18 protein-coding genes are annotated in these 14,027 nt (G+C 40.2%); 6 read left to right on the forward strand and 12 right to left on the reverse strand.

Annotated features, from left to right (window positions below; genetic code table 11):
* Positions 1-521 precede the first annotated feature (521 nt).
* Positions 522-1,058 carry a gamma carbonic anhydrase family protein gene (locus CWB62_RS06270; protein WP_138530286.1) on the forward strand — a complete coding sequence of 179 codons (537 nt, stop codon included), beginning with the start codon at positions 522-524 and terminating at the stop codon, positions 1,056-1,058.
* On the opposite strand, the gene CWB62_RS06275 is transcribed toward CWB62_RS06270, so the two are convergent.
* Positions 1,041-1,301 (reverse strand): DUF1488 family protein, encoded by a 261-nt coding sequence (locus tag CWB62_RS06275; RefSeq protein ID WP_138530284.1) that lies wholly within the window; start codon positions 1,299-1,301, stop codon positions 1,041-1,043. The genes CWB62_RS06270 and CWB62_RS06275 overlap by 18 nt on opposite strands.
* Entirely contained in the window at positions 1,298-2,122 is an 825-nt protein-coding gene (aroE, locus tag CWB62_RS06280) for a shikimate dehydrogenase (protein WP_138530282.1), read from the reverse strand. Before aroE ends, CWB62_RS06275 begins: the two co-directional genes overlap by 4 nt.
* 53 nt (positions 2,123-2,175) lie before the next feature.
* On the opposite strand from aroE, the gene CWB62_RS06285 reads away from it, so the two are divergent.
* Positions 2,176-2,613, forward strand: a complete 438-nt coding sequence (locus CWB62_RS06285; protein ID WP_138530280.1) for a group II truncated hemoglobin — start codon at positions 2,176-2,178, stop codon at positions 2,611-2,613.
* 42 nt (positions 2,614-2,655) lie between these two features.
* On the opposite strand, the gene hemF is transcribed toward CWB62_RS06285, so the two are convergent.
* The 6 genes from hemF to CWB62_RS06315 form a co-directional block, all read right to left on the reverse strand.
* The gene (gene hemF / locus CWB62_RS06290; RefSeq protein ID WP_058405194.1) at positions 2,656-3,606 is read right to left on the reverse strand and encodes an oxygen-dependent coproporphyrinogen oxidase; all 951 of its coding nucleotides are present in this window, start codon (positions 3,604-3,606) and stop codon (positions 2,656-2,658) included.
* Between the two features lies 1 nt (position 3,607).
* On the reverse strand, positions 3,608-4,171 hold the full coding sequence (gene tsaC, locus CWB62_RS06295; protein WP_138530278.1) for an L-threonylcarbamoyladenylate synthase type 1 TsaC: 564 nt from the start codon (positions 4,169-4,171) through the stop codon (positions 3,608-3,610).
* A 25-nt stretch (positions 4,172-4,196) separates the two neighbouring features.
* Positions 4,197-4,772, reverse strand: coding sequence for a DNA topoisomerase family protein (locus tag CWB62_RS06300; protein WP_138530276.1), 576 nt, complete (start codon positions 4,770-4,772; stop codon positions 4,197-4,199).
* A gap of 119 nt (positions 4,773-4,891) precedes the next feature.
* Positions 4,892-5,365, reverse strand: coding sequence for a DUF494 family protein (locus tag CWB62_RS06305; RefSeq protein ID WP_058405191.1), 474 nt, complete (start codon positions 5,363-5,365; stop codon positions 4,892-4,894).
* A gap of 1 nt (position 5,366) precedes the next feature.
* Complete coding sequence (dprA, locus tag CWB62_RS06310; protein WP_138530274.1) at positions 5,367-6,458, reverse strand: DNA-processing protein DprA; 1,092 nt, start codon at positions 6,456-6,458, stop codon at positions 5,367-5,369.
* A gap of 31 nt (positions 6,459-6,489) precedes the next feature.
* Complete coding sequence (locus CWB62_RS06315; protein ID WP_138530272.1) at positions 6,490-7,611, reverse strand: LysM peptidoglycan-binding domain-containing protein; 1,122 nt, start codon at positions 7,609-7,611, stop codon at positions 6,490-6,492.
* A gap of 119 nt (positions 7,612-7,730) precedes the next feature.
* Here CWB62_RS06315 and def point away from each other — a divergent pair, with 119 nt between their 5' ends.
* The 4 genes from def (at position 7,731) to trkA (ending at position 11,961) form a co-directional block, all read left to right on the forward strand.
* Complete coding sequence (gene def / locus CWB62_RS06320; protein WP_138530270.1) at positions 7,731-8,237, forward strand: peptide deformylase; 507 nt, start codon at positions 7,731-7,733, stop codon at positions 8,235-8,237.
* 21 nt (positions 8,238-8,258) lie between these two features.
* The gene (gene fmt / locus CWB62_RS06325; RefSeq protein WP_138530268.1) at positions 8,259-9,212 is read left to right on the forward strand and encodes a methionyl-tRNA formyltransferase; all 954 of its coding nucleotides are present in this window, start codon (positions 8,259-8,261) and stop codon (positions 9,210-9,212) included.
* Complete coding sequence (rsmB, locus tag CWB62_RS06330; protein WP_058405187.1) at positions 9,205-10,503, forward strand: 16S rRNA (cytosine(967)-C(5))-methyltransferase RsmB; 1,299 nt, start codon at positions 9,205-9,207, stop codon at positions 10,501-10,503. Before fmt ends, rsmB begins: the two co-directional genes overlap by 8 nt.
* Positions 10,504-10,584: 81 nt before the next feature.
* Positions 10,585-11,961 carry a Trk system potassium transporter TrkA gene (gene trkA / locus CWB62_RS06335; protein ID WP_058405186.1) on the forward strand — a complete coding sequence of 459 codons (1,377 nt, stop codon included), beginning with the start codon at positions 10,585-10,587 and terminating at the stop codon, positions 11,959-11,961.
* Positions 11,962-12,028: 67 nt separating this feature from the next.
* Here trkA and CWB62_RS06340 read toward each other — a convergent pair whose 3' ends face one another.
* The 4 genes from CWB62_RS06340 to CWB62_RS06355 form a co-directional block, all read right to left on the reverse strand.
* Entirely contained in the window at positions 12,029-12,244 is a 216-nt protein-coding gene (locus CWB62_RS06340) for an EF-hand domain-containing protein (RefSeq protein ID WP_058405185.1), read from the reverse strand.
* Between the two features lie 80 nt (positions 12,245-12,324).
* Entirely contained in the window at positions 12,325-12,537 is a 213-nt protein-coding gene (locus CWB62_RS06345) for an EF-hand domain-containing protein (protein ID WP_138530266.1), read from the reverse strand.
* Between the two features lie 137 nt (positions 12,538-12,674).
* Complete coding sequence (locus CWB62_RS06350) at positions 12,675-12,887, reverse strand: EF-hand domain-containing protein (RefSeq protein WP_006793996.1); 213 nt, start codon at positions 12,885-12,887, stop codon at positions 12,675-12,677.
* Positions 12,888-13,351: 464 nt separating this feature from the next.
* Complete coding sequence (locus CWB62_RS06355) at positions 13,352-14,014, reverse strand: flagellar brake domain-containing protein (RefSeq protein WP_058405182.1); 663 nt, start codon at positions 14,012-14,014, stop codon at positions 13,352-13,354.
* Positions 14,015-14,027: the final 13 nt, after the last annotated feature.

The following is a 14,027-nucleotide window of genomic DNA, read 5'->3' on the forward strand; positions in this document are numbered from 1 at the left end:
GAATTGACTGTGCTGCAATTCCTACCGAAGTAGTTATTGCTGTTGGTCACTCAGTTTCAATTGAGACTCTAATTTGTTTGCCTCACTTAGCGAACTAAGTTTGGCTGTTAGAACTCAATCTGCACGAGTGCCCACACAGATGATTGCTTTATATTGTTAAAGAACGTTGCGACGTTGTCGCTAGGGATGCGTATAATACATCCTTTATTTTTCGAGTCAATACTTTGTTTTCAAATTTCTTTTTAGAAGCTTTAAAAGTAAAGTTTTACTTAACTCTCTGATTAACTCTTGCCTCGCTATGCGTTGGCGCCTGCCGTCTCAGTGGGGTCGCATTATAGGGAGAACAGATTTTTACGCAAGTACTTTTTTAAAGAAAAACTAAAAATACACACTGTTCGGTTAGTATGTGAGCGAAAGCACTTAAAACTGGTAGTTTTATAATCAATATAGGCTTTGCTGGCACTGAATTAAGCGCTACTGTTACACTAAATACTCATAATTTTTAATTTAAAGGTGCATATATGGCAATACGTTCTTATAAAGGAATTACTCCTTCATTTAATAAATCTGTTTATATAGACGAGTCGTCAGTATTAGTCGGAGATATTACTGTAGGTGATAATAGCAGTGTATGGCCTTTAGTTGCTGCCCGCGGTGATGTTAACCATATTCGTATTGGTCAGCGTACTAATATTCAAGATGGCAGTGTATTACATTTATCGCGTGCAACTAAAAGCAACCCAGATGGTTACCCTCTTATAATAGGCGATGATGTTACGGTTGGTCACAAAGTAATGCTACATGGGTGCGTACTTGGTAACCGTATACTCGTGGGTATGGGTGCGATTGTCATGGATAACGTAGTTGTAGAAGACGATGTTATTATTGGTGGGGGCTCGTTGGTACCACCCAATAAGCGCTTGGAATCAGGCTATTTGTATGTAGGAAGTCCAGCAAAGCAAGCCCGTCCATTGACTGAGCAGGAGCTCGCTTTTTTAAAAATATCGGCAGATAACTATGTCCAATTAAAAGATGAATATTTAGCTGAAGCTAACTAAGTCCACTTCTATTTGACCTGCCGAGTTATAACTTTCTTCTTCTATTAGTTGCTCGGCACGTTCTTCGTATTCAAAACGATATTTTTCAAAATACTCTGTAGCGTGACTTTCATCAGTTAGTTTAAGCGTACTTACGGCAATAATACATTCCACTAGCATGCCATTCACCTGAGCAAAAAATACCAACTGGTGATCAGGCTCCCTAAATTCGAGTCTATCCATAAATTGTATAGCTTGGTTCATTTTAGTGAGCCTTGTTTAAGCGCTTTAACTACAGGGAGGATTTCTGGCATTTTGTTATGCCAAACATAATAAGCTTGTGCAGCTTGGCCTACTAACATACCACTGCCATCTAAAAGCTTAGTGCTGTTATTATGCCCTGCTACCCAGTTCATAAAAATTGTGTTTGTCAGTGAATAAAACATATCGTATGCAACATCACAGCATGTTAAATGCTTTTTATCTAGAGCTGGCAATTCGTTATTCATGCTGCTAGATGTTGAGTTTACAATTAGTGAGTAATCGCTTACTGGTAAATCATCGAACCCATAGCCTGAAACTTTTCCGTATTCAGCAAATAGCTGAGCTAAGTCTTTTGCCTTTTGAGCGGTACGATTAACAACAATAATTTCTGCGGGGTTTTGTTCAAGCAATGGTAATATTACTCCCCTTGCCGCACCACCAGCACCAATTATTAAAATACGCTTATTTGTAATCACAACTTTATTAGCAAGCAGGTCATTTACAAAACCAACACCGTCGGTGTTCTCTCCTAATAATGTACCATCGTCTCTTTTTTTGAGTGTATTAACCGCTCCTACTATTTTTGCAAGCGGCGTTAACTCATCGGCCATGGCAAACGCTTGTTCTTTAAATGGCATGGTAACGTTTGCACCTTTCCCCCCTTGCTCAAAAAAAGTCGATACTGTTTTTTCAAAGCTGTCGATAGGTGCTAATATTGCGCGATAGTCGATTTGCTCACCCAGTGAGATAGCAAATTGTTTATGTATCGCGGGGGATTTTGAATGTTTAATTGGATTTCCAAAAACCGCATATTTGTCCATTTTAACTCAACCTCTTTGCAGCTAAGTGCTGCCTATAAACGATGATAAATAATATGATTAAACGACTTTTTTCTAAATCTAAGCCTGAAAAAGTAGATCAAACACCTACGCCTGAAAAAACACCTTACGAAATAATTGGCGGAGAAAAAGGGGCACGCGCTATTTCTGAACGATTCTACGACATTATGGCCTCAGATGAATACGCTAAACCGTTATATGATATGCATCCTCAACCATTAGATAGGATTCGCCAAGTCTTTTTCGAGTTTTTATCAGGTTGGTTAGGTGGCCCCGCCCTCTTTGAGCAAAAGCATGGACAGCCCATGCTACGTAAACGCCATATGCCATTTTTAATTGATCAAAACTTACGGGATCAATGGATGTATTGTATGAACAAAACCCTTGATATAGAAATAGATAACCCGCTACTTCGAGAAGGGCTTAAAAACTCATTCGCTCAACTAGCAAGCCACATGATTAACCAACATTAATCATAAACAATAAAAAAGACGCTTTCGCGTCTTTTTTATTGTTTATATCTGCCACTCTCGGGCTATCAACTCTTCTGGTTTACTCGAAAGCCAAGCTTGTGGTCGTAAGTAATACTGATATAGGTTTGCTTCAAGGCTGTTTTCAGCAGGTGTGAAGTTATACTCCCAGCGAGCCAGTGGTGGCATAGACATTAAAATAGACTCTGTTCGCCCACCACTTTGTAGGCCAAACAAGGTGCCTCTGTCCCAAACCAGATTAAACTCAACGTAACGGCCGCGACGGTAGAGTTGAAAATCACGCTGTTGCTCGGTAAATTTATCATTTTTACGGCGTTCAATAATTGGGATATAGGCGTCTAAAAAGCCATTCCCGACTGATTGCATAAACGAAAAACTTTGCTCAAAACCTAATTCATTTAAATCATCAAAAAATAAACCACCTACTCCTCGTGTTTCATCTCGGTGTTTTAAATAAAAATACTCGTCGCACCATGTTTTATATTTTGGATAAACGTCACTACCAAACGGCGCACAGATATCGTGTGCCACTTGGTGCCAATGCTGGACATCTTCAAATACCGGGTAAAAAGGGGTTAAATCAAATCCGCCGCCAAACCACCAAATAGGCTCTTCGCCCTCTTTTTCGGCTATAAAAAATCGTACGTTGGCATGACTTGTTGGTACATGCGGATTTTTTGGGTGAATAACAAGTGATACCCCACATGCATGAAAGCTTCGTCCTGCAAGCTCTGGCCTATGGGCGGTTGCAGAGCCTGGCATTGAGGCTCCAAATACATGAGAGTAATTAACCCCACCTTGCTCTATGATAGTGCCATTGGTGGTAACGCGAGTACGCCCGCCACCGCCTTCAGCTCTTTGCCAGCTATCTTCAACAAATTTAGCGCTTCCATCAGCAGCTTCTAGCCCCTGGCAAATCGTATCCTGTAAAGCCATAAAGTAGGTTTTTACTTGTTCTAATAATTCGCTTTGCATATTACCCTCTAAATACTTTACCGGTCATGGCATCTTTTATTGTGCTGGGTTGTGTGTTGCCACCTAATGGCTCGTCAACATAAAAACCAACTTGATCAGCAAATTGCTCTTTTGCCTGCTCAATACTTATTACTGTTTCTTGGCCTGTTAAATTTGCACTCGTTGATACCAGTGGCTTTCCAAATTCTTGGCATAAGCGTTTAACTGTTGGGTGACTTGTTACTCTTACTGCAATTGTATCAAACTGCCCTGTTAGCCATTTTGGTGTACCTTTTGCTGCTGGCATAACCCAAGTTATAGCAGCCGGCCAACTAGAGAATATATCTGCACGTTTGTCCATGGGTATTTTGGCGTCGTCAACATACTTTAGTAATTGCCCATAGTTGTCTGCAATTAAAATAAGGCCTTTTTCAACGGGACGCTGTTTAATTGCCAGTAATTTCTCAACAGCGTGCAGATTATCTGGATCACAACCCAAACCAAACACAGCCTCTGTTGGATAAACAATGACATCGCCTTGATTTAAGCAAGAGAGTGCCGAAGGCATATTTGAAAGTTCTGACAAAGTAGTCTCCAAAAATAATTAAATGTTATTGAGGTTTAGCAAGCTTATGCATGCAACTTTTTTGTGGGCATTGTAGTAGTGTACCATTTGCCATTTGTCTTTCTATGACGATGGGCCAGTTACATTTAGGGCAAGGTTGCTCTACAGGTTTATTATTGAGTGTGTATTTACAACTTGGGTAGCTGTCGCATGAGTAAAACACTTTACCGAACTTGTTACTCCGCGCAACTAAGTGACCTTTTTTACATTTAGGACATGAAGGTAGTGTAACCTCTTGTTCCTTTTGCTCGTTGTCGTTTGCAATGTAGTGGCAGTCAGGGTACCCCGTACACCCAATAAACATACCGTAACGTCCGTTTTTAACCACCAGCGGTTTGCTGCACTGAGGGCACGCTGAATCTTCAAGTATTTTTATTTCGTTACTTTCGTGGTGCACTAATGGCCTAATAAAATCACATTGAGGGTAGCTTGCACATCCCAAAAAAGGGCCTGACTTGCTATTGCGCATCACTAACTCTGAGCCACACTGTGGGCATACTTCGTATTCTTTTTCTAAGGCGTGTTTATTCGCCGAGAAAAGCGAATGATCGATTTTACTCATGGTGTTCCTAAGAGATAAGTGAATTTTCGCCTAATATACCCAAACCACTTAAAGATACAAGCTATGGTGAACGCTTAGCTTTAAGTAATTTACGTAATGAGTAATAAATTAATAAGGCATTAATGCAACAATTCAGTGGGCTCATCAAAAATTAAGTCTTCCATTTGCCCATAGGCCTCTTCGGAGCCAGGTACATTAAACAGCACCATAAGCACTAACCACTTTAAATCGTCTAGGTTAATGCTTGGTTTATCAAGCGCGGCGAGTTTATCCATGACCATTTCACGAGTAATACTGTTTATAACGCCAATCTGCTCAACAAACATTAAAAAGCCACGACACTCAACGTTAAGCATGGCGCATTCGCTTTGAGTAAAAATACGAATAGCATGCCCTGGGTTGGCAATTAAATATGGGGATTCATCGCTATGTTGTAAATCGGCTAATTGCTCTAGCCAATTGAGCGCTTTAAAAATTTCTGGTTTATTAAATCCGGCTCGCATTAACTCATCAGTTAGCTCATTTTGTTCAGCAAAAATATCAGCTTCGCTATGAATATAATTTTCAAATAAATACATAAGTATATCGAACATGCTACCTTCCTGCGCTTAGCCTAATATAACCATCTAAAATACGTTCAATCTGATCGTCTAACTCTAAATCAAGCAATCTTGCCAATACCTTATCTATTGGCCACTGAACTCGGCGTACAATATCGTCAACGGTTGTTACCTCAAACCCAATGCTATTTAATACTTCGCAATCACTACTTTGCTGCAGCGTCTCTTCTTTACTATATAGACCGCTTTGATAAGAAAAGCTCACTTCATCTAAAATATCAGTCACATTTTCAACAAGTTTAGCCCCTTGCTTAATTAAAAAATGGCTGGCTTGTGCAAGCGGGTTTTTAATAGAGCCCGGCACTGCAAACACCTCTTTATTTTGTTCAAGCGCATAACGCACCGTAATTAATGAGCCACTTTTAATTTCAGCTTCAACAATTAAAACACCTAAAGATAAGCCCGAAATAATTCTATTTCGACGAGGAAAGTTATGTGCGTTAGCGGCGGTACCGGGTAAAAATTCACTGATTAATAAACCACTATTGAGCACTTGTTCGGTTAACAGTTTATGACGTTTAGGATAATAAATATCAACGCCCGTGCCTAATACTGCAATGGTTTTACCAGATCCAGCTAGTGCACCTTTGTGCGCAGCACCATCTATTCCTCTGGCCATGCCCGATGTAATGGTAATACCTGCATTCGTTAATTCGTATGCAAACTCTGAGGCTATTTCAAGCCCTGTTGGGGTGGCGTTACGGCTCCCAACAATGGCTATTTGCGAGCTAGAAAGTAAAGACACATCGCCCTTACAAAAAAGCAATAAGGGTGCGCTAGCTATCTGCTTTAATGAATCAGGGTAACGTGCATCAAAAAAACAAATTACCTCTATACAATGCTGTGTAATACGATCTTCATAATGCTGTACTTGCAGCCAGTCTGTACTGAGTAAATTACTGGCCTGGTTAGCGGTTAAGCCTAACTCGAGTAATTTAGCGTGGGGTAAGTCAAACAATGACTCAAGTGGGTGGTGTTTAGATAGGGCCAATAAGGTTTTTGTGCCTAATCCCTTACACATATAAAAGGCAAGCCAGTGAGCTAACTTGCCTGATGACTGATCCATGCTCTCTCCTGGAGCACCGACTCGCTACTTCTTAATGAATAACTGCAATATCTCCAACGCGAATTGGGTGCTGGTTTTTTGTTATTAATGCATAACTTACTTTGTCATACACTCTGAATACAATTAACTCGCCTACTTTTTCTTTGGGCATTTTCCATGTTGTATTATCTTCGTCAGCTTTATCACTAAATAACTGACTTGCATCAGATAACAGTTTTTCAAATTTACTTGAATCTTCTGGATAACGAGGACCACGAGGGCCATCAATAACCGTAGGTGATTCACGCTCTAAATCTAAAACATGGCCTGGTTCAATATTTTGCTCGCGCCCTAAGTTTAGCACTACAACATCCATTGTGCTGAACTCTCTTACTTGACGAGGTGATGCTATGACTTGCCCTTCAACAGGCTCTTTTGGGCGGTGAATATCAAAATACGCAGGCAATAGCTGTCCTTCCATTGCTGGCATTAAAAAATCACCTTGTTTAATTTCTCGTTTTACTGATTCGACTCGTAATGACGACGGCACACCGTTACTTTCATCGCCACTTCTAAACGCTCGCGCCATGCCAACGTAAGATGCACGCGTTGCTAATACTTCGCCCGTGTTTAAATCAACATAGGGTTCACCCTCGTTGTAAATCGCATAGGCGCCATGTACTTTAAGATCACCTTTAACATATAAAATATGGCCCAAAGTTTGTGTTTTTGTGTTTTCGTTAGCACCTAACACATACGGCATATTTTTTATATCGTCGCTGTTAATCGCTTGCTCGTAACTTAAGTAAGGTTTAATCATTTGCAAAGGTAAAGTGGTAATTGCATTTAACCCTTTTGGCGTAATACGTCCTTGAGGAGACAGCTTTCGATACGCTTTATTAATGACTAAACGTGGATTTCCGTCTGCATCGTATATAAGTGCCAATGCATCACCCGGATAAATTAAGTGAGGGTTATCAATTTGCGGGTTCATTTGCCATAGTTCTGGCCACAACCATGGCTCATCTAAATAAATGCCAGATATATCCCACAACGTATCACCTTTTTTTACAACATACTGTTTTGGTGCATCTTTTTTTATTTTTAGCACGTCAGCAATCGCCCCAAAAGAGGTGCTTAGTGCCAGTATGATTGCAACTAACGGAAATTTCATTGAGCTTCCTTGTATTGTTTTTTCATTATTATTGCTCAAAACCTGTTAAAGGTGAACGTGAATGGCTAAAATAAGAGCATACAATACCCTAAATTAAGCACAAGTGAAAAAGGTAACTAATGGCTAGGTTAGAAGTTTTAAGATTTCCAGATGAGCGTTTACGTACAATAGCAAAAGATGTTGCAGACGTTGACGACCAAGTTCGCCAAATTGTAAAAGACATGCTCGAAACCATGTACGACGAAAATGGCATTGGTTTAGCCGCAACGCAAGTAAATATCCACCAGCGTATTGTGGTTATTGATGTATCTGAAGAGCGTGACGAACCGCTGGTATTAATTAACCCGCAAATTATTAAAAAAGATGGGTCAACGATTAGCGAAGAAGGCTGTTTATCAGTACCTAACTCGTACGCAAAAGTAGACCGAGCTGAAACAGTCACAGTGGCTGCACTAAACGAAAACGGTGAAGAATTAGTGTTAGACGCAGATGAGCTATTAGCTATTTGTATTCAACACGAACTAGACCACCTACAAGGCAAGCTATTTATTGATTACTTATCTCCATTAAAGCGCCAACGTATCCGTAAAAAGCTTGAAAAAGAAGCCAAGTTTGCAGCACAGTAATCAGTACCTTAGGAAAACTCAGTGATCCAACCATTACGCATAATATTTGCCGGTACGCCGGATTTTGCCGCACGCCATTTACAAGCGCTAATAAATAGCGAACATGAAATTGTGGGCGTATATAGCCAACCAGATCGCCCTGCAGGTCGCGGTAAAAAATTAAAAGCGAGCGAAGTTAAAGCCCTGGCGATTGAAAATGACTTACCGGTTTTTCAGCCTCAGTCATTAAAAAATGATGAAGCACTTGCAGAGCTCACCGCATTAAACGCCGACATAATGATTGTTGTGGCTTACGGCTTAATTTTACCTAAAGCTATTTTAGATACGCCACGCTTAGGCTGCTTAAATGTGCATGGCTCTATATTACCTCGCTGGCGTGGTGCTGCACCTATTCAACGCGCAATTTGGGCGGGTGACGAGGAAACAGGCGTAACCATAATGCAAATGGACGAAGGCTTAGATACTGGCGACATGCTGCATATTAGCCGCTGCCCTATTAGTGATACAGAAACCAGTGCCAGTTTATATAACAAACTAGCAGCGTTAGGTCCAAGTGCATTAATTGACACCGTTAATAAGCTAGCTAATGGCGATATTACCCCTGAACCTCAAAATGATGAACTAGCTAACTACGCCAAAAAGCTCTCTAAAGAAGAAGCAAATATTGATTGGTCTATGAGCGCCGTGCAAATAGAACGTAATATTCGCTCTTTTAATCCTTGGCCAGTGTGTTTTACCCAAATGGGTGAACAAACCGTAAAAATATACCAAGCGAAGGTAGTTGATCAAGCAGGCAAGCCGGGCGAAGTTTTAACAAGTGATAAAAACGGTGTTGTTGTTGCCTGTGGTGAGCATGCTTTAAGTATTACTCAGTTGCAACCGCAAGGTAAAAAACCAATGGCAATTAGCGACTTTTTAAATGGTCGCAGTGACTGGGTTAGCCCTGGCACACTATTAGGCGAAAATAATGAATAAAGTGCAAAACGTACGAGCGCTGGCCGCTGAGACTTTATATAACGTGGTTGATAAAGGCGCTTCGCTTAATCAAGAATTACCGTTTGCAAGCCAAGGTTTACCCCCAAAAGACAAAGCACTGTTACAGCAAATTTGTTATGGCGTATTACGCTACTTACCTAGCCTTGAAAACTACTGCCAACATTTAGTAGAAAGTCCACTAAAAGGTAAACGCAGAATTTTTCAATTTTTACTCTATGTGGGTATTTATCAGCTACAACACATGCGCGTTCCACCGCATGCAGCGATTAGCGAGACCGTAAATGCATTAGGCCAAATGCGCGCACTTGGCTTAAAAGGGTTAATAAATGCTATTTTACGTAGCTTTCAACGCCAACAAGCGGAGCTTGAAGAAAAAGCAAAGCTGATTCCAGTGTGTTTATACAACCACCCTAATTGGTTTATTAAACAAGTAAAAGAAGCCTACCCTGAAAACTGGGAAGCCATACTTGAAGAAAACCAGCAACAAGCGCCAATGTGGTTACGTGTAAACCAATCACAATTTAGCACGCAAGAATACAGCGATATGCTAACGGCAAATGATATAGAGCATACATTAAACCCAGATTTTGTAGATGGGATTAAACTTGCCAAGCCGCGTGATGTTTTTTCACTTCCTGAGTTTGATACCGGTGCTTGTTCAGTGCAAGATGCAGCAGCGCAATTAGCCGCTCGCTTCCTAGAGCCAAAAAATGACGACGTTATATTAGACGCCTGTGCAGCCCCAGGTGGCAAAACATGCCATATTTTAGAGCTTGCCGACGCCGACGTACTTGCACTTGATAGCGATGCCACTCGCCTTGAACGCGTAAAGCAAAACTTAACCCGTATTGGTTTAGGTGCTGACCTACAATGTGGCGATGCATCGCAACCGCATACATGGTGGGACGATGAACAATTTGATCGTATTTTATTAGATGTGCCTTGTTCAGCAACAGGCGTTATTCGTCGCCACCCAGACATAAAATGGTTGCGTCGTGCATCTGACATAGAAGACTTAGCTGCACTACAAGGCGATATACTCAATAGCATTTGGCCTCTACTGAAGCCCGGTGGTACATTGGTATATGCCACATGTTCGGTTCTTCCAAAAGAAAACCAACAACAAGTTGCTAAATTTTTAGCTAATAACGATGATGTAGAACATATTCCACTTCATGATAAAGACACCCTCACTACACCGGGGTTACAACTACTTCCGGGCGAAAGTGATGGTTTTTATTACGCTAAAATGGTTAAAAAGCCAAGTTAATTAAGGCTTAATAACGCGTACAACAAGCCATTTTTAAATTTAAAAATGGCTTTTTATTACTACTTAATACACTGGTAAATAATGAAAATAATCATACTCGGTGCTGGACAGGTTGGCGCCACGCTAGCTGAAAACTTAGTAGGCGAACAAAACGAAATTACCGTAGTAGATATTGACGGTAACCGTATACGCGAGCTGCAAGATAAGTACGACCTTCAAGGTGTAATGGGCCACAGTGCTCACCCTGATGTATTGCGCCGCGCCGGCGCAGACGATGCCGATATGATTATTGCGGTAACCAGCTCAGATGAAGTAAACATGGTGGCATGCCAAGTGGCGTATAGTATTTTTAATACACCCACTAAAATTGCTCGAATTCGCTCTGAGCAGTATTTAAAATACCGTGAAAAGCTTTTCCAAAACGATGATTTACCAATCGATCATTACATAGCTCCAGAAGCGTTAGTCACTAAGTATATTCGCCGCTTAATTGACTACCCTGGTGCATTACAAGTCTTGCAATTTGCCGATGGTATGCTCTCACTAGTTGCAGTAAAAGCCTATTACGGTGGTTTATTAGTAGGCTATGCTTTATCTGCATTAAAAGAGCATATACCTAATGTAGAAACTCGTGTTGCGGCTATTTATCGTCAAGGTAAAGCTATTAAGCCGCTGGGTACAACCGTTATTGAAGCCGACGATGAAGTATTTTTTATCGCAGCAACAAAACATATACGCGCCGTAATGAACGAACTACAAAAGCTTGAGCGTTCATACAAAAAAATCATGATAGCCGGTGGGGGCAACATCGGAGCCGGCCTTGCTCGCTCTCTTGAAAAAAATCACACCGTTAAACTGATAGAGCGCAGTAAAGAGCGTGCGGAACAGCTTTCAGAAATGCTCGATAATACGGTAGTATTTTGTGGCGACGCTTCCGATCAAGAACTCCTCTCTGAAGAACATATTGAACAAGTGGATGTATTTATTGCCGTTACCAACGACGATGAAGCAAACATTATGTCAGCCATGCTTGCAAAACGCATGGGCGCGCAAAAAACCATGGTGCTTATTCAACGTGGTGCTTATGTAGACTTAGTACAAGGTGGCGAAATAGACATTGCTATATCACCGCAACAGGCAACAATTTCTGCATTGTTAACCCACGTACGTCGCGGTGATATTGTTAACGTGTACTCGCTGCGTAAAGGAGCTGCAGAGGCTATAGAAGCAGTTGCCCATGGTGATGAAAGCACCTCTAAAGTAGTTGGCCGCGCAATTGCCGATATAAAATTACCTGCCGGAACAACCATTGGTGCCATTGTGCGTAACGACGATGTACTCATTGCCCACGACGACACCATTATTATGTCGGGCGATCACGTAATCATGTTTTTAATTGATAAAAAGCATATCAACGTGGTAGAAAAACTCTTCCAAGTAAGCGCTATATTTTTATAACGCGTCAGACACAAAAAAGCCGCTGAATATGGCGGCTTTAGTGGAGTATGATTGGGGTATATTGATATTACTGTACTTTGGCAAACTCGTCTTTTGAAAGCTCACCATTTCCATCTGTGTCTAAATCTTTAAAAATTTTTACTAGCTGTGAATTTACTTTTGCCTCTTCCATGCTAATTACACCATCGCTATTGCTATCAAACGATGCAAAGTCTACGGCCGCATAAGCTGCTGAAGAAGATGCTAAAACTAAAACTGCAAGTGTTGTATTTAATGTTTTCATAATAATGTTCCTAGTAAAATGGGAAGTCCTTTTCTAAGATCCCTGTCTGTGAAAAATAGTTAAACCAATACCGGTTAACTTTAAAATTTTGCAAACTCGTCTTTAGAAAGTTCACCATTGCCATCTGTATCTAGCTCTGTAAACTCAGACATTAAATCAGTGTCTATTGCCGCTTCGCTTGGGCTAATTGCACCACTGCCGTCGGTATCTAAACTGTCAAAATCTGATGCTGCAAATGCTGCTGAAGAAGACGCTAATGCAATAAGTGCTAATGCTTTGTTTAAATGTTTCATGACTTAATCCTTCAAAATGTTATTTAAAAAATAACCTAATTAACTCGTAAAATAGCTTCACTTCCTTGTTATCCTTTTTCGAAGGCTCCCTTGCCTACTTAGGTTGTCTTTGGCAACTCAGGATGCTTGTTATCTAATTAAGCTTTTGAAAACTCTTCTTTTGATAACTCACCGTTTTGGTCAGTATCGAGCTCTGAAAACATGCTCATTAATTTTGCATCAACCGATGCCTCAGCTTGGCTAATTGCGCCATTGCCGTCTACATCGAGTGTATTAAAGTCAGAGCCTGCAAAAGCGGCTGACGAAGAAGCAAGTGCGATAAGTGCTAATGTTTTATTTATGCGTTTCATAGTATGTATCCTTCAAATTGTATGTGAGTGATTGGTACTTACTGTTAATCACGTTTTTCGATTAGTACAACCAGACTATTACAACTTAAATGCCAACATTTAATAAGTGTTATTTTTCAATAACTTAAGCATTAAATACTGAAAGCCATGCAAATTTAAGCATTATTTTTGTAGCTATTTAGCAACGCAGGTTTAGTTAAAATTTGTAAGTTATTAAAAATCAGTTAGTTAGGTTTCATACAAAAAACCACAAAGCCAGATAACTTGAATAACTAAGAGGGGGTTAGGTATTGAGCAGGTAAGTTTTAAACTGAACGAGGTATAAAAAGAAAATAAATCATAAAAAAATTTAAAGTTATCCAATTGTTTTTATTGAGTAAAAAGAATAATTTTAAAGGCTGGTAATTTATTTTCGTTCATAAAGTAAAAAGTCGTTATTTTGTTGCAAAATAGCGACATTAAAGCTAATCGGCATCGAGTTCTATCATTGCGGGGTCAATAAAGTGCTCTTTCATAAAAGCTTTCATTTCTTCTTTACTGGCTAATAACTTAATCCCACAACGCACGCCTGCATTATGATCTTTTACACTGCACACTTCGCCTTCAAAGTCTTTACCATTACTCCCTAATACAACTGTGCATTGAGAGTCTTTAATGCTTTCTAGATCAGCGTCAGTTTTTATATCGAACATAGCACCGGTTAGTGAAATATCTTTAATAACACCATCAAGTACCTTGTCATCACTGAGTTTAAGTTTTGCAGGTAATAAGGTTGGAATACGTGTTTGCGAACGTAAACTAAATAGCTGAACTTGCTTAGGGTAGTTAATAAAAATAAGCCTAACGGGATGTGATGCAATAGATTTAATTTGCTGTCTAAAAGCAATTATTTGTCCATCGTCACCTTCTATTAATGCTCTTACAACCACAGTAACACCATCTCGTAAGTAGTCATTTGCGCCCGGTAAACGTTTAGCTGTTGGAAAATTTAAAATAATAAACTTTTCCTCAAGCAAGCCGACCATTTCTGTTTTCACGCGCTTACTGCTGGTAGGTGTTAATATTTCTAAGTCAACTAAACTGCCAACCGGTATATTATTTAATTTATCTGCATGTGTTGCTGGCATATCCATTCCATAA

Source organism: Pseudoalteromonas sp. S408, assembly GCF_005886645.1.
Classification (GTDB): Bacteria; Pseudomonadota; Gammaproteobacteria; order Enterobacterales; family Alteromonadaceae; genus Pseudoalteromonas.

What these genes read in the sequence shown, in the direction of transcription:
- CWB62_RS06340 (WP_058405185.1), bottom strand. Translation starts at nt 12,244, where the DNA reads ATGAAAACATTAAATACAACACTTGCAGTTTTAGTTTTAGCATCTTCT.
- CWB62_RS06305 (WP_058405191.1), bottom strand. Translation starts at nt 5,365, where the DNA reads ATGTTCGATATACTTATGTATTTATTTGAAAATTATATTCATAGCGAA.
- rsmB (WP_058405187.1), top strand. Translation starts at nt 9,205, where the DNA reads ATGAATAAAGTGCAAAACGTACGAGCGCTGGCCGCTGAGACTTTATAT.
- CWB62_RS06270 (WP_138530286.1), top strand. Translation starts at nt 522, where the DNA reads ATGGCAATACGTTCTTATAAAGGAATTACTCCTTCATTTAATAAATCT.
- CWB62_RS06345 (WP_138530266.1), bottom strand. Translation starts at nt 12,537, where the DNA reads ATGAAACATTTAAACAAAGCATTAGCACTTATTGCATTAGCGTCTTCT.
- CWB62_RS06275 (WP_138530284.1), bottom strand. Translation starts at nt 1,301, where the DNA reads ATGAACCAAGCTATACAATTTATGGATAGACTCGAATTTAGGGAGCCT.
- CWB62_RS06300 (WP_138530276.1), bottom strand. Translation starts at nt 4,772, where the DNA reads ATGAGTAAAATCGATCATTCGCTTTTCTCGGCGAATAAACACGCCTTA.
- CWB62_RS06315 (WP_138530272.1), bottom strand. Translation starts at nt 7,611, where the DNA reads ATGAAATTTCCGTTAGTTGCAATCATACTGGCACTAAGCACCTCTTTT.
- hemF (WP_058405194.1), bottom strand. Translation starts at nt 3,606, where the DNA reads ATGCAAAGCGAATTATTAGAACAAGTAAAAACCTACTTTATGGCTTTA.
- dprA (WP_138530274.1), bottom strand. Translation starts at nt 6,458, where the DNA reads ATGGATCAGTCATCAGGCAAGTTAGCTCACTGGCTTGCCTTTTATATG.
- CWB62_RS06350 (WP_006793996.1), bottom strand. Translation starts at nt 12,887, where the DNA reads ATGAAACGCATAAATAAAACATTAGCACTTATCGCACTTGCTTCTTCG.
- CWB62_RS06285 (WP_138530280.1), top strand. Translation starts at nt 2,176, where the DNA reads ATGATTAAACGACTTTTTTCTAAATCTAAGCCTGAAAAAGTAGATCAA.
- CWB62_RS06355 (WP_058405182.1), bottom strand. Translation starts at nt 14,014, where the DNA reads ATGCCAGCAACACATGCAGATAAATTAAATAATATACCGGTTGGCAGT.
- def (WP_138530270.1), top strand. Translation starts at nt 7,731, where the DNA reads ATGGCTAGGTTAGAAGTTTTAAGATTTCCAGATGAGCGTTTACGTACA.
- trkA (WP_058405186.1), top strand. Translation starts at nt 10,585, where the DNA reads ATGAAAATAATCATACTCGGTGCTGGACAGGTTGGCGCCACGCTAGCT.
- aroE (WP_138530282.1), bottom strand. Translation starts at nt 2,122, where the DNA reads ATGGACAAATATGCGGTTTTTGGAAATCCAATTAAACATTCAAAATCC.